Here is a 25,313-nt window from a genome sequence, read left to right on the forward strand (position 1 = left end):
TGCTCAGTGCTTTTCGCTACTGAGAAGTATCGGCCACCTGAGCATGGAAAATGACGGTTCGTGACGACGTTGAGACCGTGTGTTATCGAATTGCTCGCTAGCTGGTCTCCAGTACGACAGCCGCGACGTAGCCGCCCATCCCGATCGACGTCTTCACGGTGAGCCCGCTTTCCGGCCGGGACGGCCCGTCCATCAGCCGCGGATGCCCCTCCGCCACCGGTTTCGGCGCCGGGACCAGATCCCGTTCCGCCGCGAGGCAGATCGCCGCGATCTCGGTCAGCGCGCTGCCCGACTGGCTGTGCCCGGTCAGCGGTTTGATCGAGTAGATCTCGGTCTCACCGGGAAAGACCGCTTCGAGGATCTGGGATTCCGTACGGTGGCAGAGTTTCGTACCCGTTCCGTGCGCGTTCAGGTAGCGGACGTCCGACGGCGCGGCGCCGGAGTTCTCCAGCGCCCCGGTCACCGCCGCGATCGCGTTCGCCGGATCGGGGTCGAGCGCCATCGCGTTGTGCGCCTCGTGGGTCATGGCGCCGCCCCGAAGGGTCGCGTACGCGTCGGTCTTCCGCTGGGTCAGCACCACCGCGACCGCGGCCTCGGAGAAGGTGAAACCCCTTGTGCCCTCTTGGAAAGGACGGCACGCCTCCAGCGGGGGCACGTCGGTGATCGCCACCCCGCAGTGCACGAAGTTGCGCACCATCGGCCTGGTCGCGGACAGATCGGTGGTGACCACCACCACGTCGTCGGCCATTCCCGCGTCCAGCCACATCTTCGCGGTCAGCACCGCGGCGCTGCCGGTCGCGCACATCGCGGACGTGGCCATCGAGGGGCCGTGGAAGCCGAACTCCGACATGAGCGTGGCGATCGGGGTCGAGGGCATCATGCCGATGAACTCGCGCCGGTACATGAGTTGCTCGCCGAGTTCGGTGAGCCTGTCCCAGGTCCGCAGGTCTTCGCGGACGCCGCCGGAGATGACGCCGACCCGGCGTCCTGGCGACCAGCCCCGCGCGCCGGCGTCCGCGATCGCTTCCCGTGCCGCGGCGAGCAGTGCACGGGCGTGCAGGCTGCCGTCCCGCGCTTTGCCGCCCTCGGGGACGTGCGCGACCCAGCCCGGCAGATCCGGGGTTTCCCCGAAGCCGTCGGTGAATTGGGCGCACGGGACGCCGCTGGCGAGGCCCTCCCACAGTGCTTCGCGCCCCCAGCCGTAGGCGGTTACGGCGCCGATGCCGCAGATGTCTGTTTTGCTCCGCACGTGTTTCCCTTCAACTACATTCTGTCAACGCTGGGGTGGAATGGCCGCACCGATCAACTGGCCGAGGGGGACGGCTACGTCGATTTAGTGATCTAATCGGAAGCTACATCAGTCGAGTAGGGGGTTTGGATCAGATGGATCCTGACGATCTCGACGGTGGGACTCCCGACACCCACCGGCCCTCGGATCAGGATTCCTCGCCAGCGAACGGCACCGCGACCCGCACGGTGGGAAAAACCGAGCGGCACGCGTCGCTCGTCCGTCTGCTGACCGAGTTGTCCGCCGAGAGGGATCACCGCGGTGAACCCGCGCTCGCCTTTCTCGGCAAGGGGTACCGCCTTTTGGAGCAAAAGTCCGACGGCGGCGCTTTGGGAACGCAATATCTCACCATGGTCGAAGCGAGCCCATACGGGATCTGCGTCCATCAACGGGGCAAAGTCGTGTTCGTGAACTCGGCCACCATGCGCTTCGTGGGCGCGAAGGTGTCGACCGAGATCATCGGGACGCACATCACGGATCTGGTCGACGCCGGCTCGCAGGACGCGCTGCTGGCGCGGATCGGTTCGCTGGACTCGCCCGGCTCGTTCAGTGAACCGACCGAGATGACGCTGCGGACCCTTCAAGGCCGCGGTGTCACCGTCGAATCCCAGGCGGTGCTGACCACCTGGGAGGGTAAACCCGCGTACCAGGTGATCATGCGCGACCTGACCACGCAGAAGGCGGCCGAGTCGGGCCTCCGGTTTCAAGCCGCGCTGGTCGGCCACGCGAGCGACGCGATCATCGCGACCTCGCCCGACGGCCTGGTGACGAGCTGGAACCCGGCGGCCGAGGCCGTCTACGGACATGACCTCGACCAGGTCATCGGTGTCCCGGTGGCCGAGGTCGTCGGCGCGCCGATGAGCCCGCGGCAGGTCGTCGCCGCGGGCGGTGTCGTGCAGGCGACGCATTTCAGCGCCGACGGCACGGCGCTGGCGGTGCGCGTCTCGGCGGCCGAGATGTTCGACGGTTACGTGCTGCTGTGCGCCGACGAGACGGCGCAACGCCGGGCCGAGGCCGAATTCGCCACCGTTGTCGAAACGCTCGACGAGGGGGTGCTGCTGGTCGGCCCCAGCGGGCGGATCGAACTGGCGAACTCCGCCGCACACCGGATCGCCGGTGTGCCGCCGGGCGCGCTGGTCGGCCTGGAGAGCCGGACACTGCGGCTGCACGACGAATACGGTGCCCCGGTGCCCGTCGACGACCTGCCGTCCGCGCGGGTGCGGCGGTCCGGGAAGGTCGAGACCGGGCGGGTCCTGCAGATCCGGCGGCGCGACGGCGCGCACCGGTGGCTTTCGCTGACCTCCGGTCCGCTGATGGCGCCGGGCCAGAGCGTGCCCTCGGTGCTGACGTCCTTCGCCGACATCACCGAACGGCGGGCGATCAGCGAACGGCTGGCCTACGAGGCCACCCACGACCCGCTGACCAGGCTCGCGAACCGCACGCTCGCGCTGGACCGCCTGCGCCGCACGATCGCCGATCCGGCGCGCACGACCACCGTGATGTTCATCGATCTCGACAAGTTCAAGATCATCAACGATTCGCTCGGTCATACCGTCGGCGACCAGGTGCTGCGCATCGTCGGCGACCGGCTGAGGGCCGCCGCCGGCGCCTCGGACCTGGTCGGACGGCTCGGCGGGGACGAGTTCCTGGTCATCACCACCGGTTATACCGAAGCCGCCGAAGTGCGGGCGCTGGCCGATCACCTTCAGCGACGGCTCGCCGAATCGCTCACCGTGCACGGCCGCGAACTGCATATCAATACGAGTATTGGAATAGTGATCGCCGAACCCGGCGATACCCGCAGCGCCGACGAATTGCTGGAAGACGCCGATTTGGCGATGTATCAGGCCAAGACATTCGGCCCCGGCCGTTATGCGTTCTATGCGCCGATCATGCGTAAACGGGTGCAGGACCGTTTCGCCTTGGAGCAGGATCTGCGGAACGCCGTCGCGGACGGCCTGGTCGAGACCGTTTATCAGCCCGTCGTCGATTTGCGGACCGGTGACATGGTCGCGGTGAAGGCGAAGTCCTGTTGGAATCACCCGGTCCGGGGACCGATCGATCCGGCGGAATTGGCCGAGATCGCCGACGACGGCGATCTTTTGACGGTCATCGGGGCGGAGGTCCTCGCCAAGGCCGCCCGCGAGATCTCTCGATGGCGTGCCGATCATGGTGTGCACTGTAATGTGAATGTGAGCCTGTCGGTCCGCCAACTGGGCGATCCCACGTTGCTACAAGTGGTTCAGACCACGCTGGAAGACGCGGGACTGGTGCCGCAGGACCTGAGCCTCGACGTCGACGAGACGGCGTTGAAGGACGCGGCCGACGCCGTCGACGCGCTGCGGAAGACCGGAGTGCGGGTGACCGCGGAACGGTTCGGCGCCGGATATTCGTCGCTCGCCCAGCTGTGCCGCCTCGATCTGAACGTGGTCGAGATCGACCGGTCGTTCGTCGCCGATCTCGGGAGGTCGAGCGACGCCGAGCCGATCGTCGCCGGGATCATGGCGATGGCACACGCCGTCGACCTCGTGGTGGTCGCCGAAGGGGTCGAGACCGCGCGGCAGCTGGAGGTCCTGCACGAACTCGGCTGCGATTGGGCGAAAGGGCCGCTGGTGGCGCCGCCGGGTCCGGTGGACGCCCTGAAGTCCGCGTACGAGCACGTCGTGCGGTGAACCGGGCGGCCGCCGTTTCCGTGGTCCCCGATGAGAACCTTCCTCGCCGCTGACAGGACCAAAGCCTCCTGTCGCTCCGGCTCTTCCCGGCGCAACCTTGTCGGTGGGGGACCGGTGAAGGAGGCCGTCGTGTCGCTGATCTTCCTGTGGCGCCGGATCCACCTCGGCCGGAATCCGCTCGCACGCGGCTGGGACCGGATCGAGGCGGCGATCCTCGTCGGCGGCGTGGTGACCGCGCTGCTCGGTGTGCCGCTGGCCGCCGCGGCCGGCTCGGAGGCCTACGCGACGATGATGGCTCGCTCGGCTCTCGAAACGGCCACGCGTCATTCGACGACCGCGTTCCTGCTCGAAGACGCTCCACCGGCCCGCGTCGGCCTCGACGGGATCCCTTCGGCCGAGACGGCTTCGGTCGCGGCTCGCTGGGCGCTGCCGGACGGGACCTTCCAGGAGGCGCGCGTGACCGCCGACCTCGGCGCTTCGACGGGCGACGCGGTGACGGTGTGGCTCGACGAGTCCGACGCCGTGGTCGATCCGCCGGTGATGCCGCTCGACGCGACCAGTACGGGGATCGGCGTCGGGGCCGGGGTGTGGCTGATCGCGGTGACGCTGCTGGCGGCGGGGTACCTGCTCGCGCGGCAGCTGCTGAACCGGGCGCGGTCCGCGGCGTGGGACCGGGAGTGGGAGCGGTTCGGGCAGGACTCGCGCTCTTGAGGCCGGCTTAAGTACATGAAGGGGTCCTTCCTGTACCTGGGCGCAAGGATGGGGGCCTTCATGTACCTAGGCGCAGGGTCCCGGCAAAGTCGCAGAGCTGCTGGTCAGTGCTGCTGTTGGTGATCTGGACTTGACACCGCTAGCGCCCGCGAGGGCCGAGTGGGGAGGATTTGGGACGTTGAACGTCCTAAATCCTCCCCACTCAGGGATGCTCCGCAACCGGTGTGCCCGCTGACGATGGAGCATTTGGGACACTCAACGTCCCAAATCCTCCATTGTCAGCCTCACACAGGCGACGAACAGCAGCCTGACCTGCAAGTTCCCGACTTTGCCGGGACCCTGACCTAGGCGCAAGGAAGGCCCCCTTCATGTACTGGGGCGGGGTCCTTCACGCGCCTGGGGTGTGAAACTTGAGGTCACTGGGGCGCGTGTGGCGATCCGGTGGTCCGTGAAGGCCTCCTTGAGGGACCCAGAGTCCCTCAAGGAGGCATTCACGGACCGGCGCCCGCAGAGGTGCCCGCAGTTAGTCGGCTAACTGCGAAAAGTGGCCGCTGACCTGCGGGTTCTCGCGAAAGTGATAGCAAAGGTCCCTTGCTCCCGCCGCGTCACCTTGTCTCTGTACCTACTGGTATGTACGGTCAGGACGTGGACAAGAGGGAACGGCTCATCGAGAGCACTCGCGAGCTTCTGTGGGAGCGCGGTTACGTCGGCACCAGCCCGAAGGCGATCCAGGAGCGGTCCGGCGCCGGCCAGGGCAGCATGTACCACCACTTCCAGGGCAAGTCCGACCTCGCGCTCGCCGCGATCGGCCGCAGCGCCGAGGACCTGCGCGCCAGGGCGGAGGCCGAGTTCTCCGACCCCGGCACGATCGTCGAGCGCATCACCGTCTACCTACGCCGCGAGCGCGCCGTGCTCAAGGGGTGTCCGGTCGGCAGGCTCGCCCAGGATCCCGACGTGATGGCCGACGCGGATCTGCGCAAGCCGGTCGAGGAGTTCTTCGGCTGGCTGACCGGTCGCCTCGCCGGGCTGCTCGACGAGGGGCGCGCGGCCGGCGAACTCGACCAGGCGCTCGACCCGCTCGCCACGGCGACCGCGCTGGTCGCGATGTTGCAGGGCGGCTACATCCTCGCCCGCGCCGCGGGCTCACCGGACGTGTTCGCGAAGGCCGTCGACGGTGCCCTCGGCCTGCTCGCCACCAAGGAGAACTGACATGCCCTTCGTCCGTATCGACGCCATCGGGACCGGCAAGCTCGAAGCCCTCGGCAACGCCGTCCACGACGCGATGGTCGAGACGCTCGGCATCCCGGCCGACGACCGCTTCCAGGTCCTCAACGGCCGGAGCACCCTGAAATACGACGATTACCTGGGGGTCCGTCGCGACGACGGGGTTGTGTTCATCACGATCACCATGCGGTACGGGCGCACCGACGAGCAGAAGAAGTCGCTGTACCGGCGGATCGCGGAACTCGCCGAGGAGTACTCGGGGACCGAGCCGCGGAACGTGCTCGTGATGATCACCGAGACCGATCCGGTCAACTGGTCGATCGGGAACGGCGAAGCGCAATACGCGTGATCACGCGGCGTCGGCCGTCACCCGCCTAGCGGAACCGAAGGCGTGCTGCTCCAGCAGCCACCACGTGTCGCGCCCGAACGACCACGTCAGCAACCCCAGCGCGCCCAGTGTGACCACGAAACCGGCCCAGAACGGCAGGACCGTCGAAGCCACCGCGACCAGCGCGATGCCTTGAACGGCCGCGACCGTCTTGCGTGCCAGGCTCGGCGGCAGCGGCGAGTTCAGCCACGGCCACAGCCTGCTCGCGGCGACGAAGACGTAGCGCATCGCGCCGATCGTGAGCACCCACGGGCCCAGCGACTGCGCGACGACCACGCTCAGGATCAGGATCAGATACGCGTCGACCTCCATGTCGAACCGCGCGCCGAGAGGGGACGTCGTCCCGGTGCGGCGCGCGACCTGGCCGTCGACGGCGTCCAGGGCGAGCGCGACCGACGCGAGGACGACCATCGTGACGATCTCCCGGCCGGCGGTGTCGACGACGAGCGCGGTCACGCAGCCGACCAGACCGGAGCGTGCCAGGGTCACGGCGTCGGCGGGGCCGAGGGAGCGCGCGGTGCTCCGGTTCAGGCCGTAGGTCAGGAATCCGCCCACCGCGAGGCCGTAGGCCGCGCCGGTGAGCCAGCCCAGCGTGCCCAGCCCGGCGAGGGCGTCCAGCGTCCCCAGCAGCGCCAGCTGGACGAGGACCCCCAGGAAAATTCCGGGGTTGATCACGAGGCCTCCTCGTTATGGTGACGATGGCCCCCTCGAAGGGGCCGACATGAGAGGACACGATGGAACGCGCCTTCTGGTTCAGTGGTTCCGGTGACGGTGAGCTCAGGCCGGTCACGCTCCCTCCGGTCGGCGACGGCGAGGTGCTGGTCCGCACCCTGTGCACGGGCGTGAGCCGCGGCACCGAGACGCTCGTCTTCCGCGGTGAGGTCCCGCCGAGTCAACGTGCGGCCATGCGCGCGCCTTTCCAGGATGGCGAATTCCCGGGGCCCGTGAAGTACGGGTACCTCAACGTCGGCGTGGTCGAACAAGGTCCCGCCGAACTCGTCGGTCAGGTCGTCTTCTGCCTGTACCCGCACCAGACGCGTTATGTCGTGCCGGCGGCCGCGGTCACGCCGGTGCCGCGCGGGGTGCCGCCGGAGCGCGCGATCCTCGCGGGCACGATCGAGACCGCGATCAACGCGGTCTGGGACGCGGCGCCGAAACTCGGCGACCGGATCGCCGTGGTCGGTGCCGGAATGGTCGGCAGCAGCGTCGCGAAACTCCTGGCGGGCTTCCCGGCGACCAGGGTGCAGCTGATCGACATCGACCCGGAGCGCGCGAAGATCGCCGAAGCGCTCGGTGTCGACTTCTCGACACCGGAGGACGCGCTGGGCGACTGCGACCTCGTCGTGCACGCCAGCGCGAGCGAGGCGGGGCTCGCGCGGTCGCTGGAACTGCTCGCGCCGGAGGGCGAGGTGATCGAGCTGAGCTGGTACGGCGACCGCCGGATCAGTGTCCCGCTCGGCGAGAACTTCCATTCACGACGGCTGGCGATCCGCAGCAGCCAGGTCGGCATGGTCTCGCCGTCCCGCCGCCTGAACCGGAGCCACGGCGACCGCCTGGCCCTCGCTTTGCGGATTTTGTCGGACCCCGTCTTTAAGGTGCTGGTCAGCGAGGAATGCCGGTTCCATGAACTGCCGGACGTCTTACCGCGTCTGGCCTGGAATGAACCAGGAACGCTCTGCCTCCGTGTCACCTATCAGCTGGAGGACACGCGCTAAGGGCACGACCGCAGGAGGTCCGTTGTTCAGTATCACCGTCCGCGACCACGTCATGGTGGCCCACAGCTTCCGCGGCGAGGTCTTCGGACCCGCGCAGAAACTGCACGGCGCCACCTTCGTGGTGGACGCGACGTTCCGCCGGTCGGAGCTGGACGCCGACAACATCGTCGTCGACATCGGCAAGGCGACCGAAGAGCTCAAAGCGGTGCTGGCCGACCTGAACTACCGCAACCTCGACGACGTGCCCGAATTCGCCGGGATCAACACCTCGACCGAGTTCCTCGCCAAGGTCGTCGCCGACCGGCTCGCCGATCGCGTCCACGCGGGCGCGCTCGGCGAGGGCGCCCGCGGGCTCGAGGGGATCGTCGTCTCACTGCACGAATCCCACGTCGCGTGGGCGAGTTACGAGCGTGCGCTGTGAGTGGCCTCCACGTCGTCCTGCCCAACGACATCGACGACGTGAGCGCGCCCAGCGGCGGCAACGTCTACGACCGCCGCCTGTGCGACGGCCTCGTCGCGGCGGGGGTGGAGGTCCGCGAGATCGCCGTGCACGGGAACTGGCCGAGGCCCGACACCGAGGCGCGCAAGGTACTGGCGCGCAAGCTCGCGGAACTGCCGGACGGTTCGGCGGTCCTGCTCGACGGACTGGTCGCCTGCGGGGTGCCCGAGGTGATCGTGCCGTCGGCGCAACGGCTGTCGATCGCGGTGCTGGTGCATCTGCCGCTGGCCGACGAGACGGGGCTTTCGCCTTCACTCGCCGCCGAGCTGGACCGGCTGGAGGCCGAGACGCTCGGCGCGGTCGAGGCCGTGGTCGCGACCAGCGAGTGGGCGGCGCGACGGCTGATCGAGCATCACGGCCTCGCGCCGCACCGGGTGCACGCGGTGCCGCCAGGGGTCGACAGGGCCGACGTGGCGTCCGGGAGCCTGGACGGGACGCAACTGATCTGTGTCGCCAACGTGACGCCGCGCAAGGGCCAAGGCCTGCTCGCGGACGCGTTGAAGTCACTCAAGGATCTCCCGTGGAACTGTGAATGCGTCGGCGCCATCCGCCGTGAAACCCGCTACGTCGAACGCCTGCGGCGACACTCCCTCGGCGATCGGTTCACCCTGACCGGCCCGCGGTCCGGCGAAGCGCTCGAAGCGACGTACGCGGCCGCAGACCTTCTCGTGCTTCCCTCGCGCGCGGAGACCTACGGCATGGTCGTCACCGAGGCGCTCGCGCACGGCATTCCCGTGCTGGCGACCGCCGTCGACGCCCTCCCGGACACGCTCGGCCGGTCGCCCGACGGCAGTGTGCCCGGGATGCTCGTCCCGGGCGAGGACGTCAACGCGCTGGCCACGGCCCTCCGCCGCTGGCTCACCGAGCCCGATCTGCGTGACCGTCTTCGCGCCTCCGCCCGCCTTCGCCGCGAGACGCTGCCCGGCTGGGACGAGACGGCCCGCGGTGTCGCCGCCGTGCTGCTGAACGAAAGGACGGCGGCATGACCAAGTACGCCCCCAGCTGGCTTCGGCTGCGTGAAGACGCGGACGCCTCGGCCCGTGCGACCGAGTTGATCGAGCCGGTCCGGGCGTTCTTGCGCGAACAGGACGAGGTCGTCATCCGGGATCTCGGCTGCGGCACCGGTTCGCTCGGCCGCTGGCTGGCAAGGCGGCTGCCCGGCCGCCAGCGCTGGATCCTGCACGACCGCGACCCCGAACTGCTCACCCACGCGCTGGCCCGCACCAGCCGTCCGGAGCACGCGTTGGACGGGAGCGAGGTCACCGTCGTCACCGAACAGCGTGACATCACCGGGTTACGCGCGGAGGACCTCGCCGGGACCTCGCTCGTGGCGGCGTCGGCGCTGCTCGATCTGCTCACCGCCGAAGAGATGTCCCGGTTGGCGGAGGCGTGCGTCGAGGCGGGGTGCGCGGTCCTGTTCACCTTGAGCGTTTCCGGCCGAGTGGTGCTGTCGCCCAAGGACAAGTTCGACATCGAGATCTCCGATGCCTTCAACGCCCATCAGCGCCGGGTGACCGACGGCCGGTGGCTGCTCGGCCCCGACGCGGTGGACGTCGCCTTCGGGGTGTTCGAACGGCTCGGCGCCACCGTGCGGCGCGCGCCGAGCCCGTGGCGGCTCGGGGCGGATCAGGCCGCGCTGACCGCGGAGTGGCTCACCGGCTGGGTCGGCGCCGCCTGCGAGCAGCGGCCGGAGCTGGCGGCGGACGGTGAGACGTACCTGCGGTGGCGGCTCGCGCAATGCGCGGCCGGTGAACTGAACGCGATGATCCAGCACGAAGATCTCCTGATGGTGCCGTCGTGAAACGGTGCTGGCCCTGGCTCCGGATCCTCGGCGCGCTCGGCATCCTCGGCGTGCTCGTCTGGCAGCTGGGCACGGGCGCGTTCCTGGACGGGCTGCGTGAGGTCGACGCGGGCGGTGTCGCCGCCGCGCTCGGGATCGGTTTCGCCACCACGGTTTTCAGCGCGTGGCGGTGGTGCCTGGTCGCACGGCGGCTGAGTCTCCGGTTGTCGCTGCCGAACGCCGTCGGCGAGTACTACCGCGCGTTGTTCCTCAACGGAGTCCTGCCGGCGGGGGTGCTCGGCGACGTCAACCGCGCCGTGCAGCACGGCCGCGAGTCCGGCGACGTCCCGCGCGGCGTCCGCGCGGTGGTGCTGGAGCGGACGGCCGGGCAGATCGTGGTGATCGGCGCTTCGGTCGCCGTCGTGCTCGGCACGCCTTCCGTGGTGCCGCCGCCGATCGACGGGGCCGTCACGGTCGCCGGGATCGTGGTCGTCGCGCTCGCCCTCACGGCCGCCGCCACCGGGATGACGGCGGGAAAGCGGTGGATCCACAGTGGATCGAAATGGCGCCGCGGCTTCGCCGTCACCCTCGCCGACGTCCGGCTGGGCCTCCTGACCAAGGAGACCTGGCCCGGCGTGAGCCTGCTTTCGCTCGCCACCCTTGCCGGGCATCTCGCCCTGTTCGTCGTCGCCGCGCGCGCCGCCGGGGTCACCGCCCCGATCGGCGACCTGCTGCCGCTGATGATCCTCGCCCTGCTCGCGATGGGGCTGCCGCTGAACATCGGCGGCTGGGGCCCGCGCGAAGGCGTTTGCGCGCTGCTGTTCGGCGCGGCGGGCCTCGGTTCGGCGCAGGGCGTCACCGTGGCCGTGGTCTACGGCGTGCTCGCGCTCGTCTCCAGCCTTCCCGGTGCGGGCGTTCTGCTCGCGCGCTCGGTCATGAGTCACCGAACAGACAGGAGAAACGCGATGACCGTCGAGAGAGTCGTGGAGACCCGACTGACCACCCGTTACGGCGTTTTCCGCGCCTACGGTTACCTGGACGCCGACGGCACCGAGCAGATGGCGCTGGTGCACGGCGACGTCGCGGCTTCCGGCACGTTGGCGCGGGTTCATTCGGAATGTCTCACCGGAGACGTGTTCAGCTCGATGCACTGCGAATGCGGCGACCAGCTGGCCGCCGCGCTGCGCGCGATCGTCGAGGAGGGCGCCGGAGTCCTCGTGTACGCCCAGGGCCATGAAGGACGCGGGATCGGCCTGCTCGCGAAGCTGAAAGCGATGCGGCTGCAGGAAGACGGGCTCGACACCGTCGAGGCGAACATCGCGCTGGGGCTGCCCGTGGACGCGCGCGACTATCGTGCGGCGGCGGAGATCCTGACCGATCTCGGGGTGCGATCGGTGCGGTTGCTGTCCAACAACCCGGCGAAGGTCGACCAGCTGGAGCTGCACGGGGTCGTGATCAGCGAGCGGGTGCCGTTGCTGGTCACGCCGAACGACGAGAACCTGCGCTACCTGCGGACGAAACAGGAACGGATGCACCACTTCCTGCCGCATCTGGACGCGATCGAGTCGGTGGGCTCCTGAGGGGTTCAGCCCAGCGCGGCCAGGGTCTCCCCGAAGGTCCCCACCAGTGACTCCAGCACCAGCCGTCCCTTCTCCGCCGTCGCCAGCGAAGGCCGCCCCACCACACCGGACTCCGAATACGGCCGAAGCCCCAGCGTCAGCAGATGCCGCCTGTCGTCGGCGAGGTGGTCCGCCTCCGCGAATCCGGGCCGGACCAGTGACGGATGGGCGTGCAGCAGAAGGGAGGTTTCCAGCTCTCCGGCGTGCATGTCGCTGTCCAGCGACGTCTCCAGCCCGGCCGCGTCGTGCGCCGCCTGCCAGCCCTCGACCCCGGGGAAGAGCGCCATCGGCGACGTCGACTCCTGTACCACGTTGGACAGGACGTAGTTGCCGCCGTGCGCGTTCACCAGCACCAGTTTCGGCACCCCGGACCGGCGCAGCGAGGCGGCGACGTCGTTCACCACGGCGTACAGCGTCGCGGCCGAAACGCTGACCGTGCCCGGCCAGTCCGCGTGTTCGTGCGAACAGCCGATCGTGATCGGCGGGAGCCGCAGCACCGGGTACGCGGCCGCGACGGCGTCGGCGATCGTCGTCGCGATCACCGTGTCGGTGGTCAGCGGGAGGTGCGCGCCGTGCTGTTCGAAAGCGCCGATCGGCAGCACCGCGACGTCGGCGTCTCGCGCGTTTTCGTCGGCCGTCGTGGCGGTCGGGAACAGGTCCATTCCGGTTACGGTACCCAGATGACCGACCACGCCGCATTGTTGTCCGTCGCCGCCGAAGCCGTCGCCAAGGCGACCGGCATCATCCGCTCGATGACGTCGTTTTCCGTTGCCGCCAAAGGTGATCGCGACATGGTGACCGACGTCGACCTGGCCGTCGAGGACGCCGTCCGCGACTTCCTGACGCGGGAGACGCCGGAGATCGGCATCCTCGGCGAGGAGCGCGGGCACCAAGGCGACGAGAACCTGTGGTGGGCGCTCGATCCTGTCGACGGCACGGCGAACTTCGCGCGCGGGATCCCGCTGTGCGGCGTTTCGCTCGGCCTCGTCGATGGTCTGAAGAGCACTGTCGCGGCGATCTCCCTGCCGTTCCTCGATGTCACCTACACCGCTGCCGAAGGCCAGGGCGCGTACGCGGGCGAAGAACGTCTCACGGCCTCGAAGGCGACTGAGCTTTCCGACGCGATCGTGTCGATCGGAGACTTCGCGGTCGGCGAGGGCGCGGAGGTCAAGAACCGCGTCCGGCTGGCGTTGCTGGCCGAACTCGGCGGCCGCGTGCAGCGCGTCCGGTTCCTCGGCTCCGCGGCGATCGACCTCGCCTGGGTCGCGCACGGCAAACTCGACGCGAGCGTCATCCTCGCCAACAAACCGTGGGACACGATGGCGGGTGTCCTGCTGGTACGCGAGGCCGGGGGAGTGGTGGTCGACGCGGACGGCGGCGATCACACGGTGCGCTCGGCGGCCACCATCGCGGTCGGCGCCGGACTGCGTGACGACCTCGTGGCCGCGATCGCGCGTGCGCGCGGGTGAAAACTTCGCGCCGCGAATTCTGAACCGATCGGGCGCCGTATCCGTGTCTCCTGATAAGGCGCCCGCATCTGGAGGTAAACCGTGTACACCTCAACCGTTCGTGGCACGGAGCCGGTGGTGTTCGTCCTGCCGGGGGACGTCGAGGATGCCGGCGGCGAATACGACCGCCGCATGTGCCAGAACCTGCCGGGCACCGGCCTCCCGCTGCTGGAACTGCCGATCGCCGGCGAATGGCCGATGCCGGGACCGCTGTCCAGGTCGAGACTGGCCCGTTCGCTCGCCGCGTTGCCCGACGACACCGTCGTCCTGATCGACGGCACGGTCGCCTGCGGGGTCCCGGAGATCGTGGTGCCGCACGCCCGGCGGCTGCGGCTGGCCGTCCTGGTCCACCGGCCGCTCGCCGACGACCCCGCGCTCGACCCGGCGCAGGCCGCCGAACTCGACGCGTGCGAACGGGAGACCCTGCGGCTGGCGGGCATGATCGTCGCCACCGGGCCGTGGCTCGCGCGGCAGCTGATCGACCGGCACGACCTCGACCCGACCCGCGTCTACGTCGCGACTCCCGGAACCGACGCGGCCCCGCTCGCGGCGGGCGCGGACGGCGTCTCCCGGCTGCTGTGTCTCGCGCCCATGACCGCGCGCCACGGCCAGGACGTGCTCATCCGGGCGCTTTCGACCATCGACGAACTGGCGTTCAAATGCGTGTTCGCCGGGGCGACGCACCACGATCCCGCCTACGTCGACGAACTGCGCTGGACGGTCGAGCGGCTCGGGCTCGGCTCCCGGATCAGCCTCATCCGGCCGCCGGACGATCTCGACCTGGTCTACGACGGCGCCGATCTGCTCGTGCTGCCCGCTCGCGGCGGCACCTCCGGACTGGTCGTCGCCGAGGCACTGGCACGCGGGATCCCCGTGGTGGCCACCGAAACCGCGGGCGCGCACGACGCGCTCGGCACGGCGCCCGGCGGCGGAGTCCCCGGCATGCTGGTGCCGCCGAACAACCCGTCGGCGCTCGCGAGGGCGTTGCTGCGCTGGTCGCTCGACGCCGAACTACGCCATTCGCTGCGGACGTCGGCGCTCGCGCGGAGCAGCGTCCTCGAGGAATGGGACGTCGCGGCGGGCAGGCTCACCGACGTCCTGTCCCGGTTGCAGACCACGCCGCGTCAGCTGGCTTGATCATCGCCCGGAAGCAGCTATCGGGCCGGTGATCGGCTCGGTTGACTTGGCGGCATGCGAATCGTCGATCTTGCGTCCCGTCCCGATCTGCTCGATCCCGCGCTGAACCTCGGCGACGTCGGCGGTGAGTTCATCTACGCCGGGTTCAGCGGCAAGATGATCACGCCGGAACGGTTCCTGCGCCATTGGGCCCGGTACTTCCTCATCGCGCTGGACGACGACGGCGAACCGATCGCGCGGGCGCTGTCCGTCCCGCTGACCTATCCCGCCGAAGACCGCCACGAGTTGCCGGCACACGGCTGGGACGAGGCGATCCAGTGGGCCGCGCAGGACCTCATGGACGGCCGCGCGCCGGACACCCTGTGCGCCCTCGAAGTCGTTGTGGCACCCCGAATGCGCGGGACCGGCCTGTCCACGCCGATGCTGAAGGCGCTCAAGGCGCGCGCGGCCGAGACGGGGCTGAAACGGCTGATCGTGTCCGTTCGCCCGATCGGCAAGGAGGACGAACCGGACGTCCCGATGGAGGAGTACGCCGTCCGGCGCCGCGAGGACGGGCTGTTCGCCGACCGCTGGCTGCGCACCCACGAACGGCTCGGCGCGCGGATGATCAAGGTGTGCCCGTTCGCCGTGACCATTTCGGGTTCGATCGCGGACTGGCACGAGTGGACCGGCGTCAAACTCGCCGACGGCGACAACGTGATCCCCGGCGGGATCGCGCCGGTGCACGCGAACGTCGAGCGGGACCACGGGGTGTACGTGGAGGCGAACGTGTGGATGGAGCACCCCTTCTGAGCCGCTGGGATCCGAGTGGCCGCCGGCACGCTCCGGTCGCGGCGCCGAACCGTCCGATCCTCGCGACTTCCGACAGGAAACACTCATCGGCCACGTCACCGCCCGGCCGTACCGCACAGTGGGGTCCATGAGTACTTCGCGAGCCGGTTTCGCCGGGCTGGGCAGTATGGGCGAGCCGATGGCACGGAACCTGGCGCGGGCCGGGGTCCCGTTGCTCGTGTGGAATCGCACCCCGGGTAAAGCGGACCAGGTGGCCGAGGCCGTCGACGACGTGGCGGAACTGTTCGCACGGTGCGAAGTCGTGTTCCTGATGCTGAAGGACGCGGCCGCTGTCGACGCCGTGCTCGACCGCGGGCGGTCCGCGCTGGCTGGCCGGACGATCGTCCACATGGGAACGACGGCGCCGGAGCATTCGCGGGGACTCGAGTCCGAGCTCCTCGCGGCCGGGGCGAAGTACGTGGAAGCACCGGTTTCCGGTTCGCGGATCCCGGCGGAGGCGGGTGAGCTGGTCGCCATGCTCGCGGGCGATCCTGCCGCGATCGAGGAGGTCCGGGAGCTGTTCGGGCCGATGTGCCGGGAAACCGTGGACTGCGGGCCGGTGCCCAACGGGCTCCTGATGAAGCTGGCGGTCAACGTGCACCTGACCGCCGTCGTGACCGGCCTCGCCGAGACCTTCCACTTCGCCCGCGCGAACGGGCTCGATCCGAGTTTGCTCGCCGATGTCCTCGGTGCCGGGCAGCTGGCCAGTCCGATCCTGCGGGTCAAGGCCCCCAAACTCGTCGAGGAGGACTTCGCGCCGCAGGCCTCGATCGCGAACGTCCTGGCCAATGTCGAGCTGATCGCGGCGGCGGCCGGGGAAGCGGGCCTGGAGTTGCCGCTGATCGAGGCGTCCCGCGCCCTCTACGCCGAGACCGCGCGGCTCGGTTTCGGCGAGGAGGACATGGTCGCCGTCGTCAAGGCCCTCGAAGTCCACCCCAGGACGCATTCAGAGGACTATTGAGGGGTGAGGCGAAATCAGCGCAAATAGCCTAAATCGGGCATTCGCGCTCCGAAAAGCGTCCTTTGTGGATAGTCAAGGAGTGTCGCGGGCTCACTCGAGAGTCGCTGCCGCCGTCGAACCAGGTCCGAAGGCGTCCTTCACCGCATCAGACGCAGCGAAGGGAGCCTTCGCCCCACCACTGACCTCGCCCGGGAACACGCCACGTTCGCCTTTCCTCGCAATAAATGCGGTGGGTCAGCCCCGTAGGGCCGACGCGATCCGGCCGGCCGCGGCGAAGGACTCCTCCTCCGGCTCGCCGAGCAGGGGGAGCAGGATGACGGATTCGGTCCCGGCCGCGTACAGCGCGCGGATCTGTTCGACACAACGGTCGAGCGGTCCGCTGATGCTCAGCCTGTCGATCCACTCCGGTCGCAGCCGCCGCGCCAGGTCTTCCCGATCGGTGGCGGCCTTGACCTCGGCCAGGAGTTCGGCGCCGAAGTCCAGCGGTTCCAGCGCCGGTCCCGAGTTCGGCCCGATCGCGGAAGCGACGTCGGCCCGGGCGCGCTCACGAGCCCGATCAGGATCGGCGTCGAGCGCCAGCCAGTTGTAGACGGCGATCGAATGGCTTTCGACGCCGATGAGGTCCCGCGTCGCGCGGACGTACTCCGGCGTCGCCGGTTCGGCGAGCAGCGTCCCGTCGGCCACCCGGCCCGCCGCGGCAAGGGACTTCGGGCCGCGGACACCGGCGATGAGCTTCGGCGGCAGCGCGGGCGGGAACTCCAGCTCGACCTCGTCCAGCCGGACCTCCTTGCCCTGGAAGGAAACCCGCTCGCCGGCCAGCAACCGCCGGATGACCGTCAGCGTCTCTTCGAAGGCGGCCAGCGCCGACTTCGGCCACGCGTCGATCTGCCGCATCCAGCTCGGCACGCCGTGCCCGAATCCGACGATCAGGCGTCCCGGATACAGCTCCGCGAGTGCCGCGATCTCCATCGCCGCGATGGCCGGATTCCTGGCCACGGCGGGCATGATGCCGATGCCGAGGGTGATCTTGTCGGTCGCCGCGAGCACCGCCGACGCCGTCGCGATCCCGCCCGCGTAGAAGCAGTCCTCGACGATCCAGACCTCGTCCAGACCCTCCGATTCCGCTCGCCGGGCCAGGCTCTTCAGCCGGGCGGCGGGCAGTTCGCGCGGGATCCTGACTCCGAGCCGTGACACCAAGACGATCATCTCCTAGGCCGGGATCGATCTTCAGCGACTACAGCACCCCGGTTCCGGCACCGCAACCGAATAACGCAATTCGGCACCTGCTTGCGGTCCTTGCGCGTGCAAGTACCGCAACCAGATGCCGAATTGCGTCAGGGGGTGAGGGTCAGGTCAGGCCAGGTACTCCGCGGCGGCGCGGAGACTGACGTAGGACCCGCTGAAGGTGTCGATCCGCGGCCCGTCGCCGGTGTCCGGTCCCGGCACGCCGGTCTCGACCCGGATGTAGTCCACGCCTGCCTCCCGGAGCCAGCCGAGGAACTCGCGCACCTCGGGGTGCCGGTGCGCCTCGCGCGTCACCACGACGAGGTCGCGGGCACCGTGGACGGCGTCGATCGCGGTCGCGATCTCGTCCCCGGTGACCTTGAGCGCGCGCGTGCCGGGCACGAGTCCGGTCAGATGCGAGCCGAGCCCCCACGGCATCGGGCCCGCCGCGATGATCGGCTCGGTCTCGATGTCGATCACCAGCGGCGGCCCGGCGAGCTTCGGCGAACCCTGGATCCGCAACGCCTTGCGCGCCGCCTCCAGGCCGAGCCGGTGGTCGACCGGCGAGATCGGTGTCGGCACCGGGGGAGCGCCGAGCGCGGCGACCCGTTCCGAAGCCTCGGCCAGCCGCTCCAGTGGCAGCTCGCCGGCTTCGACCGCGGCCGCGATGACAGCCGCGATCCGGTTCAGCTCGTCCTCTTCGAACGACACGCCACCCAGGCAAAGCGCGTCGGCGCCGGCGATCAGCGCCCGCACCGCCGCCCGGCCGACGCCCTCGGTCTTGCCGAGTTCGCCCGCGACCGCACCCATGTCGAGCGCGTCGGTGATCACCGCGCCGGTGAAGCCGAGTTCGCCGCGCAGGACGTCGGTGAGTGCCTTCGGGTTGAGCGTCGCGGGCAGTTCACCCCACGCGGGCACGACGAGGTGCCCGGTCATCACCGAGCGCACACCGGCCGCGATCGCGGCCTTGAACGGAACGAGCTCGATCTCGTGCAGTTCCGCCTCGGTCCGGGGCAGCACCGGCAGCGCGTGATGTGAATCGTCGGTGGCCGCCCCGTGCCCGGGGAAATGCTTGGCCGACGCGGCGACGCCGTACTTCTGCAGGCCGGTGATGTACGCCGCGACATGCGGCGACGCCTTCACCGGATCCGAACCGAACGCCCGGACCCCGATCGAGGGGTCCTCCGCCGCCAGGGTCAGATCCGCGCACGGGGCGAAGTTGATCGTGACCCCGCAGGCGGCCAGCCGCTCGCCGAGCGCCGCGGCGACCGACGCCGTCAGCTCGACGTCGTCCGCGGCGCCGAGTGCGAGCGGTCCCGGGACGAACGAGCCGGTGGCGACGTCGAGCCGGGTGACGTCACCGCCCTCCTCGTCGATGCCGATGAGCACGTCGGGCCGTTCCGCCCGCAGCTGCGCGCTGAGCGCGGCCACCTGCTCGTCGTCGACCACGTTGCGGCCGAACAGGATCGCGCCGCCGAGGCCGTCGGCCACCTTGCGCCGCAGCCAGTCCGGTGCGGTCGTGCCGTCGAAGCCCGACACGAGAACGGATCCGGCCAACTTTTCCGGTGAAGACAACGCTTATCCCTTCACTGCGCCTGCGGTCAGGTTGGACACGAGCTTGCGCTGGACCAGGATGAAGAACACCAGCGCGGGCACGGCGTAGATCACCGACGCCGCCATGATGCCGCCCCAGTCCACGGAAAACGCCGTCCGGAACGACGAAAGCCACACCGGCAGCGTCTGCTTGCCCTGGTCGCGCATGAACACGAACGCGAACAGGAACTCGTTCCACGCGGTGATGAAGCTGAACACCGACGTGGTCACCAATCCCGGCGCGAGCAGCGGCAGCGTCACCCGGCGGAACGCGCCCGCCCGGCTGCACCCGTCGATCATCGCGGCCTCTTCGAGGTCGTACGGGATGCCGTTGACGAAGCCGTAGAGCATCCAGCACGTGAAGGGCAGCGTCGCCGCGAAGTACACCAGCAGCAGCGAAGGCAGCTGGTTGAGCAACCCGGCGTCCCGCATCAGCAGGTACATCGGGATCAGCAGCGCCTCGAACGGTGCGAGCTGCGCGACCAGCACCAGCATCAGGAAACCCTTACGCCCGCGGAAGCGCATCCGGGACAAGGTGACCGCGGCCAGTACACCCGCGACGAGCGAGCACAGCACCGCGCCGATCGTGACGATCAGGCTGTTGGCGAGATAGGTGGTGAACCCGGGCTTCGTCAGCGCCGTGACGAAGTTTTCGAACGTCACCGAGAGCGGGACGAGGTCGTAGTTCGGTGACAGGACCTCGCCCGGCGTCTTCAGCGACGACGTGACCATCCAGTACGTCGGGAAGACGAACAGGAGGGCCACGATCACCCCGAACGTGCCGAGGCCGATCCGCTGGATCAGGGACTTCTTCATGACAGGTCGGCCTCCTTCGTGCGCACCAGCAGCTGGACGTACCGGGCGGTGAGCAGGATCAGCACGAGCATCATCAGCAGGGCGGCGGTCGCCGCCAGGCCGAAGTGGTTGCCCGCGAGGCCCTTGAGGTACATGTAGACCGGCAGTGTCGTGCTGGCGCCGTCCGGCCCGCCCTGGCGGATCGCCCACACCTGGGCGAACAGCTTGAAGTCCCACAGGACCGACAGGAACGTGACCATGGTCAGGATCGGCCGGATCGCGGGCCAGCTGACCGCCCAGAACGCCTGCCAGGCGTTCGCGCCGTCGATGCCCGCGGCCTCGTACTGCTCCTTCGGGACACCGAGAAGCCCGGCGTACAGGGTGAACGCCACGAACGGCACGGCCTGCCAGACGACCAGCAGACCGATGACGGTCAACGTGCTCGGCCCGGTGGAGAACCAGGAATGCCCGATGAACCCGTCGAAGCCGAGTTTCGCGAGCGTCTTGTTCAGGATCCCGTACTGCTGATCGAAGATCCACTGGAAGACCGTGGTCGTCGCGAGCACCGGGGTCGCCCACGCGAGGATCAGCGCGACCTGCAGGACCACCCGGACGACCGGGTTGAGATGCCGCATCAGCAGCGCCATGAACAGCGCGAGCAGCAGGGTGGTGATCACGACCGCGGCGGTGAACACCAGCGTGCGGACGGTGATCTCCCAGAATTCGGGGTCGGAAAGGATCTCGGAGAAGTTCTCGAACCCGACCCAGACCATCTCTCCGGAGACCAGCTCACGGAGGTCGAGCTTGCGGAAACTGATCCCGATCAGCTGCAGGGTCGGCCAGCCCAGCAGGACCAGGATCGCGACCAGCGCGGGGAGGATCAGCAGATACGGCGCCGTCCGTTCGCCGAGACGGAGGCGCCGATTGGACTTCGGCGGCTTGATGCGCGGCGAAGCCGGCGGGGAGGACCCCGCCGGCGTCGTCACATCTTTGGTCGTGGTCATCCGCCGATGAGCTTGTCGAGCGCTGCGTTGGCGTCGGCGGTCGCCTGGTCGAGCGATTTCGTTCCGGTCAGGTATGCGGTCAGCATGTCCTTGATCGGGTTCTGGCCCGATTCGACGTCACCCCACTTGGGGCTGGTCGGCACGGCGCGGCCGTTCTTGGACGCCTCGGCCATGACCTTGGTGAGCGGGTTCGCGTCGAGCGCGGACACGTCGGTCGAGGTACCGGGGACGTAACCGGCCTTGGCCAGCTCGGTCTGGTACTTCGGGGTGGAGAACAGCTTGATGTAGTCCTTGGCCGCGGCCGCGTTCTTGCTGTTGGCCGGGATGACCAGGTTCGAACCGCCGAGGAAGACCGGGGCCGACTTGCCGGCGGCCTTGCCCGGGATCGGGAACGCGCCCGACTTCTCCTTGATCGACGGGTCGGTCTTGGCCGCGGTGTCGACCTCGCCCGGCACGCCGATCATCATCGCGACCTTGCCCGCGCCGTAGATACCGGCCTGCTGCGGGGTGGCCTCGTCGGCGTCCTTCGGCGCCTTGGTGCCCGAAGCGTCGGTGAGCTGCTTGTAGAACTCGAGCCCGGCCTTGGCCTGCGGGGTGTCCAGGGTGGACTTGAAGGACTTCCCGTTGGCCTGGGCGATGTCGCCGCCCTCGTCCCAGATGTAGGACAGCAGCTCGTACCAGTTCTGGCCGGGGTGGTAGACGGCCTGGAACTCGGGGTCGCTGCCGAACTTGGCCTTGAGCTTGGTGACCGCGTCGAGCCATTCCGCGCGCGTCTTCGGCGTCGCGGTGATACCGGCCTGCTCGAACATGTCCTTGCGGTAGATGACCTCACGGTTGGCCGCGTAGAACGGGACGCCGTAGGTCTTGCCGTCGTACTCGCCCGAAGCCTTGAGGCCCTGGAGCCACTGGGCGCCGTTGAAGTCGGCGACACTCGAGCTCAGGTCGGCGAGCACGTTCTGGTTGGCGAACGCGGGCGTCTGGGTGTTGCCCAGCTCGATCACGTCCGGCGGGTTGTCACTGGCCAGCGAGGTGGTCAGTTTCTGCTGGATGCCGTTCCACTGCTGGATCTCGTACTTGATCTTGACGCCGGGGTGGGCGTCTTCGAATTCCTTGTGGAGCGAGTTCGTCAGAGATTCGGGGGCGGTCCCGGTCATGAGCCAGACCGTGAGCGTGCCGTTCGAGGCCGGAGCGCTCGAATTCGTGCTGTCGCCACTGCCGGAACCGGCGCAGCCCGCCGTCGCGAGGGTGATGGCCGCGGCGCCCGCAGTCATCTTGAGCCAGCGCTTCACTCGTGCCGTCCTTTCGATGCCCGGCCACGATGCCGGGCTCCCACAAAATGGTGTAGACCAATGCGGGCAGCGTGGTACGTACCACTCCGACTGTCAAGCAGGTGGCCGGTTCGTTGTAAACGAGCCGCAATCTTTCACCTTGAGTGAGCGCATGATCACGCTGATGATCGGATTTCGCCGTCCTCGTCAGGTGCTCGCGAGGCGCGCTGACATGCGGTTTTTCGTTGACCGTCCCGGTGATCGGTGCATTCGGCGGGAGGTGGTTGCGACGTTCGGAGGAAGACGGCCGCGCGTTCGCCGAGAGGGGCTAGCGGTCGTCCTCGTCCTCGGCCGGCGGCTCGATGCCGAGGAGCGCGCGGGTCTGATCTTGCAGGAACCACGCCAGCGTCGCGGAGACGATCAGCAGGATCAGCGGGAGGACCGGGCCGCCGTTGGCGAGGATGAACAGCTCCGTGACGCTCGCGCCCAGCATGACGCCCGCCAGCAGCAACGCCGCCGGCCCGCCGAAGCGGGGGACGAGCAGGCCGATCGCGCCGCCGACCTCGAGCACGCCGGTGACGTACCGGAGCCACTGCCCGAGCCCGATTTCGGCGAAGGTCTGTTCGGTGTGGCCGCCCGCGAACAGCAGGTAGCCGCTGTAGAGGAACTCGGCCGCGAGCGCGACGCGCACGACCCACAGCACGATCGAGCCGAGGGGCAGGCCGCGGGTTCCGCTGATTCCTCCGGACATGCCGGGGATCTTTCTCCGGGGCGTGGCGACCCGCAAGGGGCCACCGGCCCTCTCGGTACCGGCGCCCTGGTCGCCTTCACGCGCCATCGTTGTGACTGGTGGGCCTACTGGGGCTGGCATCGAGTGTTCCGCGTCCGTGAAGGACTCCTTGAGGGACCCAGAGTCCCTCAAGGAGTCCTTCACGGACCAACCCAGCACGAACCGCATTCAGAGGACTAATTGCGAGTCACTTTTGGTCACCGAGGAGTATCTGTTCGAGCAGCAGGTCGACGTCGCGGGCGGATTCCGCTTCGCCTATCCGGTGGAACGTTTCGGCGGCGCGCAGCGCGCGGCGGGCGGCTTCCCGGATCCGGCCCGCGGCGCTGAGCACGTGGGCGGCGACGTGGTCGAGCTGCGCGATGAGATGGTCCCTGGCGGGCGCGGTCTCGGTTTTCACGGCGTGGACGGCGTTTTCCGCGACGTCGAGCGCGGTCAGCGCCGCGTCGAGGTCGCCGGACCGCAGCCGGGAAAGCGTCGCCGCGTTACGACAGGTGGCGGCCACGTAGCCGCCGCCGATCGCCACCGCCGCGTCGGCCGCCCGCGCGTAGAAGTCGGCGGCGTTCGCGCCGTAGCCGAGCAGGTCGAGTTGTTCGGCGGCGGCCATGCTCACCGAGATGTAGGAGTGCCCGGTGTCGCCCGAGGACTCAAGGATCTCGGCGAGGACGGCGTATTCGTTGAAGGCGCGGGAAGATTCGCCGAGCGCGCGGTAGGTGTCGGCGTACATCCACCGGCAGCGGTGGTCCCAGTCCGGTGACGCGGCGAGCAGTGAGATGGCGCGGGGCGCGACGTCGAGCACCTCGTCGAAGCGTCCGGCGCCGTGCAGCGCGGTGACGAGGACGTACCAGTGTTCCGCGGTGTCCTTGCCTTTCGACGCGGCGGTACCGAGGGCCGCGTACGCGTCGTCGACGGCTTCGGCGAACCGGCCGGTGCCGATCAGGGACAGCGCACGGAGGTGGCGGAGATGTCCGCGCAACCGTTCCGGGCCGCCGACGGGCAGCGTCGCGAGCAGGTGCTCCACGAAGACGTCAAGTTCGTCGAGTGATCCTGTTCGCTCGTAAGCGATCCGGGCCTGTTCGACGGCTTCGACGGCCTTTTCTCCGACGTTCCCGACGATGAAGGCGTCCGTCGCCGCCCGCGCGAGTTCCAGTGTGGTCACCGGATCCTCGCCGTCGCCGTTCCGCAATGACGCTTCAAGGCACAGAAGGGTGCCGTGGAGCAAGGGATCGCCTGTTTCGCGAGAGCGTTCGGCTCCCCTTCGCAAGGCCTCGTACGCCTCGGCGGTGCGGCCCTGTCCGGAAAGGACGTGCGCCAGCCAGTATTCGCCCCAGCAGGCGGCGTGATCGTCCGGCCCCGCGCGCAACCGCGCCGCGGCCACCGTCGTCAGCGCGACCCCGGTCTCGGCCTGATCGTCGAAGACGAGCCACAGGCCGAGCCAGCATTGGTTGAGCAGGAACCGGTTTTCGTCACCCTGTCGCCGGAATCCGGCGGCCGCGTCGCGCAGCCTTTCCTCGGTGTCGTCGCCCTGGAAGAAGATCGCGCGCAGTTCGGTCAGCCGCGGGACGAGCTCGTCCGGGACGTCCTCGATCGCGGCGAGACAGGCTCGCGCTTCTTCCGGTTCGCACCGGTGGTTGTGGATTTCCGCCCGGACGACGAGTTCCTCCGCGGACAGGCCCGGCGGGGGCAGGATCGGGACCCGGGGAAGCGCGGAAGGCAGGAGCGGGACGAATTCCGCGACCGGTTTCGCGGCCATCTTCGCTTCGGCGTGCGCGGTGAAGTACCCGGTGTGCTCGCGTCCGTCGAGTTCCTCCGCTTCGACGAACGCCGCCGCCCGCATCCGCACGTTCAGCCTGCTCAGGGAAAGGCCGTCGTACGGACCGTTGAGAACGAACCGGATCTCGCCGTATCCGGTTTCCGTCAACCGGCGGGTGAGCAAGGCCGCCGAGGCGAAGAACTCGAGCCTGCCGACGGCGTCCGAATGGTCGCCGACACCGTCCAAAAGCGACAGAAGATCGAGACCGAGGTGCTCGTTGCCGGTGAGGGCGCAGAACTCCAGCCGCAGGGCGTGGTCGCCGTAGCGGAGCGGCGCCCCGGACGAGGCCCTGGTCACCCACCGATAGGTCGACGCGGCTTCGGCGTATTTGCCCGCGGCCGCCAGCGGCACCAGGGTCCGGCAGAGCCGGGTGATCTCGGCTCCGCCGGAGTCGGAGCCGGCGGAGTCGTTCTCACCCGCGCGGCGTGGTTCCACTTCCATGGTTCTGCCCCCAGAACAATGACGTCGACGCCGGATCTTAACTCCCGGCGTCGCG

General features: G+C 69.1%; 23 protein-coding genes. 13 read left to right on the plus strand and 10 right to left on the minus strand.

The window, feature by feature from the left end; translation table 11 throughout:
* Positions 1-97: 97 nt before the first annotated feature.
* A complete protein-coding gene (locus ACIHAO_RS17600; protein WP_396558964.1) occupies positions 98-1,249 on the minus strand; it encodes a beta-ketoacyl synthase N-terminal-like domain-containing protein in 1,152 nt (383 codons plus the stop codon).
* A gap of 134 nt (positions 1,250-1,383) precedes the next feature.
* Here ACIHAO_RS17600 and ACIHAO_RS17605 point away from each other — a divergent pair, with 134 nt between their 5' ends.
* The 4 genes from ACIHAO_RS17605 to ACIHAO_RS17620 all read left to right on the plus strand — a co-directional run bounded on the left by ACIHAO_RS17605 (position 1,384) and on the right by ACIHAO_RS17620 (position 6,244).
* A complete protein-coding gene (locus ACIHAO_RS17605; RefSeq protein WP_396558966.1) occupies positions 1,384-3,960 on the plus strand; it encodes an EAL domain-containing protein in 2,577 nt (858 codons plus the stop codon).
* 129 nt (positions 3,961-4,089) lie between these two features.
* Positions 4,090-4,671, plus strand: a complete 582-nt coding sequence (locus ACIHAO_RS17610) for a hypothetical protein (RefSeq protein WP_396558968.1) — start codon at positions 4,090-4,092, stop codon at positions 4,669-4,671.
* Positions 4,672-5,316: 645 nt separating this feature from the next.
* On the plus strand, positions 5,317-5,880 hold the full coding sequence (locus tag ACIHAO_RS17615) for a TetR/AcrR family transcriptional regulator (RefSeq protein WP_396558970.1): 564 nt from the start codon (positions 5,317-5,319) through the stop codon (positions 5,878-5,880).
* A gap of 1 nt (position 5,881) precedes the next feature.
* The gene (locus ACIHAO_RS17620) at positions 5,882-6,244 is read left to right on the plus strand and encodes a tautomerase family protein (RefSeq protein ID WP_396558972.1); all 363 of its coding nucleotides are present in this window, start codon (positions 5,882-5,884) and stop codon (positions 6,242-6,244) included.
* Here the strand turns inward: ACIHAO_RS17620 and ACIHAO_RS17625 are convergent, their stop codons facing one another.
* Entirely contained in the window at positions 6,245-6,958 is a 714-nt protein-coding gene (locus ACIHAO_RS17625; protein WP_396558974.1) for a CDP-alcohol phosphatidyltransferase family protein, read from the minus strand.
* A gap of 59 nt (positions 6,959-7,017) precedes the next feature.
* Between ACIHAO_RS17625 and ACIHAO_RS17630 the strand changes: the two genes are divergently transcribed.
* From ACIHAO_RS17630 to ribA, 5 genes are read left to right on the plus strand one after another with little or no spacing between them, the layout of a single operon-like run.
* Positions 7,018-7,998, plus strand: coding sequence for a zinc-binding alcohol dehydrogenase (locus tag ACIHAO_RS17630; protein WP_396558976.1), 981 nt, complete (start codon positions 7,018-7,020; stop codon positions 7,996-7,998).
* A 22-nt stretch (positions 7,999-8,020) separates the two neighbouring features.
* Positions 8,021-8,419: a 6-pyruvoyl trahydropterin synthase family protein gene (locus ACIHAO_RS17635; RefSeq protein ID WP_396558978.1), complete on the plus strand. Its 399-nt coding sequence runs from the start codon at positions 8,021-8,023 to the stop codon at positions 8,417-8,419.
* Positions 8,416-9,483, plus strand: coding sequence for a glycosyltransferase family 4 protein (locus tag ACIHAO_RS17640; protein ID WP_396558980.1), 1,068 nt, complete (start codon positions 8,416-8,418; stop codon positions 9,481-9,483). Before ACIHAO_RS17635 ends, ACIHAO_RS17640 begins: the two co-directional genes overlap by 4 nt.
* Complete coding sequence (locus tag ACIHAO_RS17645) at positions 9,480-10,298, plus strand: methyltransferase domain-containing protein (RefSeq protein WP_396558982.1); 819 nt, start codon at positions 9,480-9,482, stop codon at positions 10,296-10,298. The genes ACIHAO_RS17640 and ACIHAO_RS17645 overlap by 4 nt, the downstream gene beginning before the upstream one ends.
* Positions 10,295-11,857, plus strand: a complete 1,563-nt coding sequence (ribA, locus tag ACIHAO_RS17650; RefSeq protein ID WP_396558984.1) for a GTP cyclohydrolase II — start codon at positions 10,295-10,297, stop codon at positions 11,855-11,857. Before ACIHAO_RS17645 ends, ribA begins: the two co-directional genes overlap by 4 nt.
* A 5-nt stretch (positions 11,858-11,862) precedes the next feature.
* Here ribA and ACIHAO_RS17655 read toward each other — a convergent pair whose 3' ends face one another.
* Positions 11,863-12,558 (minus strand): creatininase family protein, encoded by a 696-nt coding sequence (locus ACIHAO_RS17655; protein ID WP_396558986.1) that lies wholly within the window; start codon positions 12,556-12,558, stop codon positions 11,863-11,865.
* Positions 12,559-12,576: 18 nt separating this feature from the next.
* Between ACIHAO_RS17655 and ACIHAO_RS17660 the strand changes: the two genes are divergently transcribed.
* The 4 genes from ACIHAO_RS17660 to ACIHAO_RS17675 all read left to right on the plus strand — a co-directional run bounded on the left by ACIHAO_RS17660 (position 12,577) and on the right by ACIHAO_RS17675 (position 16,333).
* A complete protein-coding gene (locus ACIHAO_RS17660; protein ID WP_396558988.1) occupies positions 12,577-13,365 on the plus strand; it encodes an inositol monophosphatase family protein in 789 nt (262 codons plus the stop codon).
* An 81-nt stretch (positions 13,366-13,446) separates the two neighbouring features.
* Positions 13,447-14,541: a glycosyltransferase family 4 protein gene (locus ACIHAO_RS17665; RefSeq protein ID WP_396558990.1), complete on the plus strand. Its 1,095-nt coding sequence runs from the start codon at positions 13,447-13,449 to the stop codon at positions 14,539-14,541.
* Between the two features lie 54 nt (positions 14,542-14,595).
* Entirely contained in the window at positions 14,596-15,333 is a 738-nt protein-coding gene (locus ACIHAO_RS17670; protein ID WP_396558992.1) for a GNAT family N-acetyltransferase, read from the plus strand.
* 118 nt (positions 15,334-15,451) lie between these two features.
* Complete coding sequence (locus ACIHAO_RS17675) at positions 15,452-16,333, plus strand: NAD(P)-dependent oxidoreductase (RefSeq protein ID WP_396558994.1); 882 nt, start codon at positions 15,452-15,454, stop codon at positions 16,331-16,333.
* A gap of 234 nt (positions 16,334-16,567) precedes the next feature.
* Here ACIHAO_RS17675 and ACIHAO_RS17680 read toward each other — a convergent pair whose 3' ends face one another.
* The 7 genes from ACIHAO_RS17680 to ACIHAO_RS17710 form a co-directional block, all read right to left on the minus strand.
* Entirely contained in the window at positions 16,568-17,539 is a 972-nt protein-coding gene (locus ACIHAO_RS17680; protein WP_396558996.1) for an LLM class flavin-dependent oxidoreductase, read from the minus strand.
* A gap of 147 nt (positions 17,540-17,686) precedes the next feature.
* Entirely contained in the window at positions 17,687-19,132 is a 1,446-nt protein-coding gene (locus ACIHAO_RS17685; RefSeq protein WP_396558998.1) for a glycoside hydrolase family 3 protein, read from the minus strand.
* A 3-nt stretch (positions 19,133-19,135) separates the two neighbouring features.
* Positions 19,136-19,966 (minus strand): carbohydrate ABC transporter permease, encoded by an 831-nt coding sequence (locus ACIHAO_RS17690; protein ID WP_396559000.1) that lies wholly within the window; start codon positions 19,964-19,966, stop codon positions 19,136-19,138.
* Entirely contained in the window at positions 19,963-20,949 is a 987-nt protein-coding gene (locus tag ACIHAO_RS17695; protein ID WP_125789286.1) for a carbohydrate ABC transporter permease, read from the minus strand. Before ACIHAO_RS17695 ends, ACIHAO_RS17690 begins: the two co-directional genes overlap by 4 nt.
* Positions 20,946-22,238, minus strand: coding sequence for an extracellular solute-binding protein (locus ACIHAO_RS17700; protein WP_396559002.1), 1,293 nt, complete (start codon positions 22,236-22,238; stop codon positions 20,946-20,948). Before ACIHAO_RS17700 ends, ACIHAO_RS17695 begins: the two co-directional genes overlap by 4 nt.
* 307 nt (positions 22,239-22,545) lie before the next feature.
* On the minus strand, positions 22,546-22,968 hold the full coding sequence (locus ACIHAO_RS17705; protein WP_396559004.1) for a DoxX family protein: 423 nt from the start codon (positions 22,966-22,968) through the stop codon (positions 22,546-22,548).
* A gap of 226 nt (positions 22,969-23,194) precedes the next feature.
* Positions 23,195-25,258 carry a hypothetical protein gene (locus tag ACIHAO_RS17710; RefSeq protein WP_396559006.1) on the minus strand — a complete coding sequence of 688 codons (2,064 nt, stop codon included), beginning with the start codon at positions 25,256-25,258 and terminating at the stop codon, positions 23,195-23,197.
* Between the last annotated feature and the right edge of the window lie 55 nt (positions 25,259-25,313).

This window comes from Amycolatopsis sp. NPDC052450, assembly GCF_044547565.1.
Taxonomy (GTDB): Bacteria; Actinomycetota; Actinomycetes; order Mycobacteriales; family Pseudonocardiaceae; genus Amycolatopsis.

What these genes read in the sequence shown, in the direction of transcription:
- ACIHAO_RS17605 (WP_396558966.1), top strand. Translation starts at nt 1,384, where the DNA reads ATGGATCCTGACGATCTCGACGGTGGGACTCCCGACACCCACCGGCCC.
- ACIHAO_RS17660 (WP_396558988.1), top strand. Translation starts at nt 12,577, where the DNA reads ATGACCGACCACGCCGCATTGTTGTCCGTCGCCGCCGAAGCCGTCGCC.
- ACIHAO_RS17630 (WP_396558976.1), top strand. Translation starts at nt 7,018, where the DNA reads ATGGAACGCGCCTTCTGGTTCAGTGGTTCCGGTGACGGTGAGCTCAGG.
- ACIHAO_RS17710 (WP_396559006.1), bottom strand. Translation starts at nt 25,258, where the DNA reads ATGGAAGTGGAACCACGCCGCGCGGGTGAGAACGACTCCGCCGGCTCC.
- ACIHAO_RS17705 (WP_396559004.1), bottom strand. Translation starts at nt 22,968, where the DNA reads ATGTCCGGAGGAATCAGCGGAACCCGCGGCCTGCCCCTCGGCTCGATC.
- ACIHAO_RS17620 (WP_396558972.1), top strand. Translation starts at nt 5,882, where the DNA reads ATGCCCTTCGTCCGTATCGACGCCATCGGGACCGGCAAGCTCGAAGCC.
- ACIHAO_RS17670 (WP_396558992.1), top strand. Translation starts at nt 14,596, where the DNA reads ATGCGAATCGTCGATCTTGCGTCCCGTCCCGATCTGCTCGATCCCGCG.
- ACIHAO_RS17695 (WP_125789286.1), bottom strand. Translation starts at nt 20,949, where the DNA reads ATGACCACGACCAAAGATGTGACGACGCCGGCGGGGTCCTCCCCGCCG.
- ACIHAO_RS17690 (WP_396559000.1), bottom strand. Translation starts at nt 19,966, where the DNA reads ATGAAGAAGTCCCTGATCCAGCGGATCGGCCTCGGCACGTTCGGGGTG.
- ACIHAO_RS17680 (WP_396558996.1), bottom strand. Translation starts at nt 17,539, where the DNA reads ATGATCGTCTTGGTGTCACGGCTCGGAGTCAGGATCCCGCGCGAACTG.
- ACIHAO_RS17645 (WP_396558982.1), top strand. Translation starts at nt 9,480, where the DNA reads ATGACCAAGTACGCCCCCAGCTGGCTTCGGCTGCGTGAAGACGCGGAC.
- ACIHAO_RS17655 (WP_396558986.1), bottom strand. Translation starts at nt 12,558, where the DNA reads ATGGACCTGTTCCCGACCGCCACGACGGCCGACGAAAACGCGCGAGAC.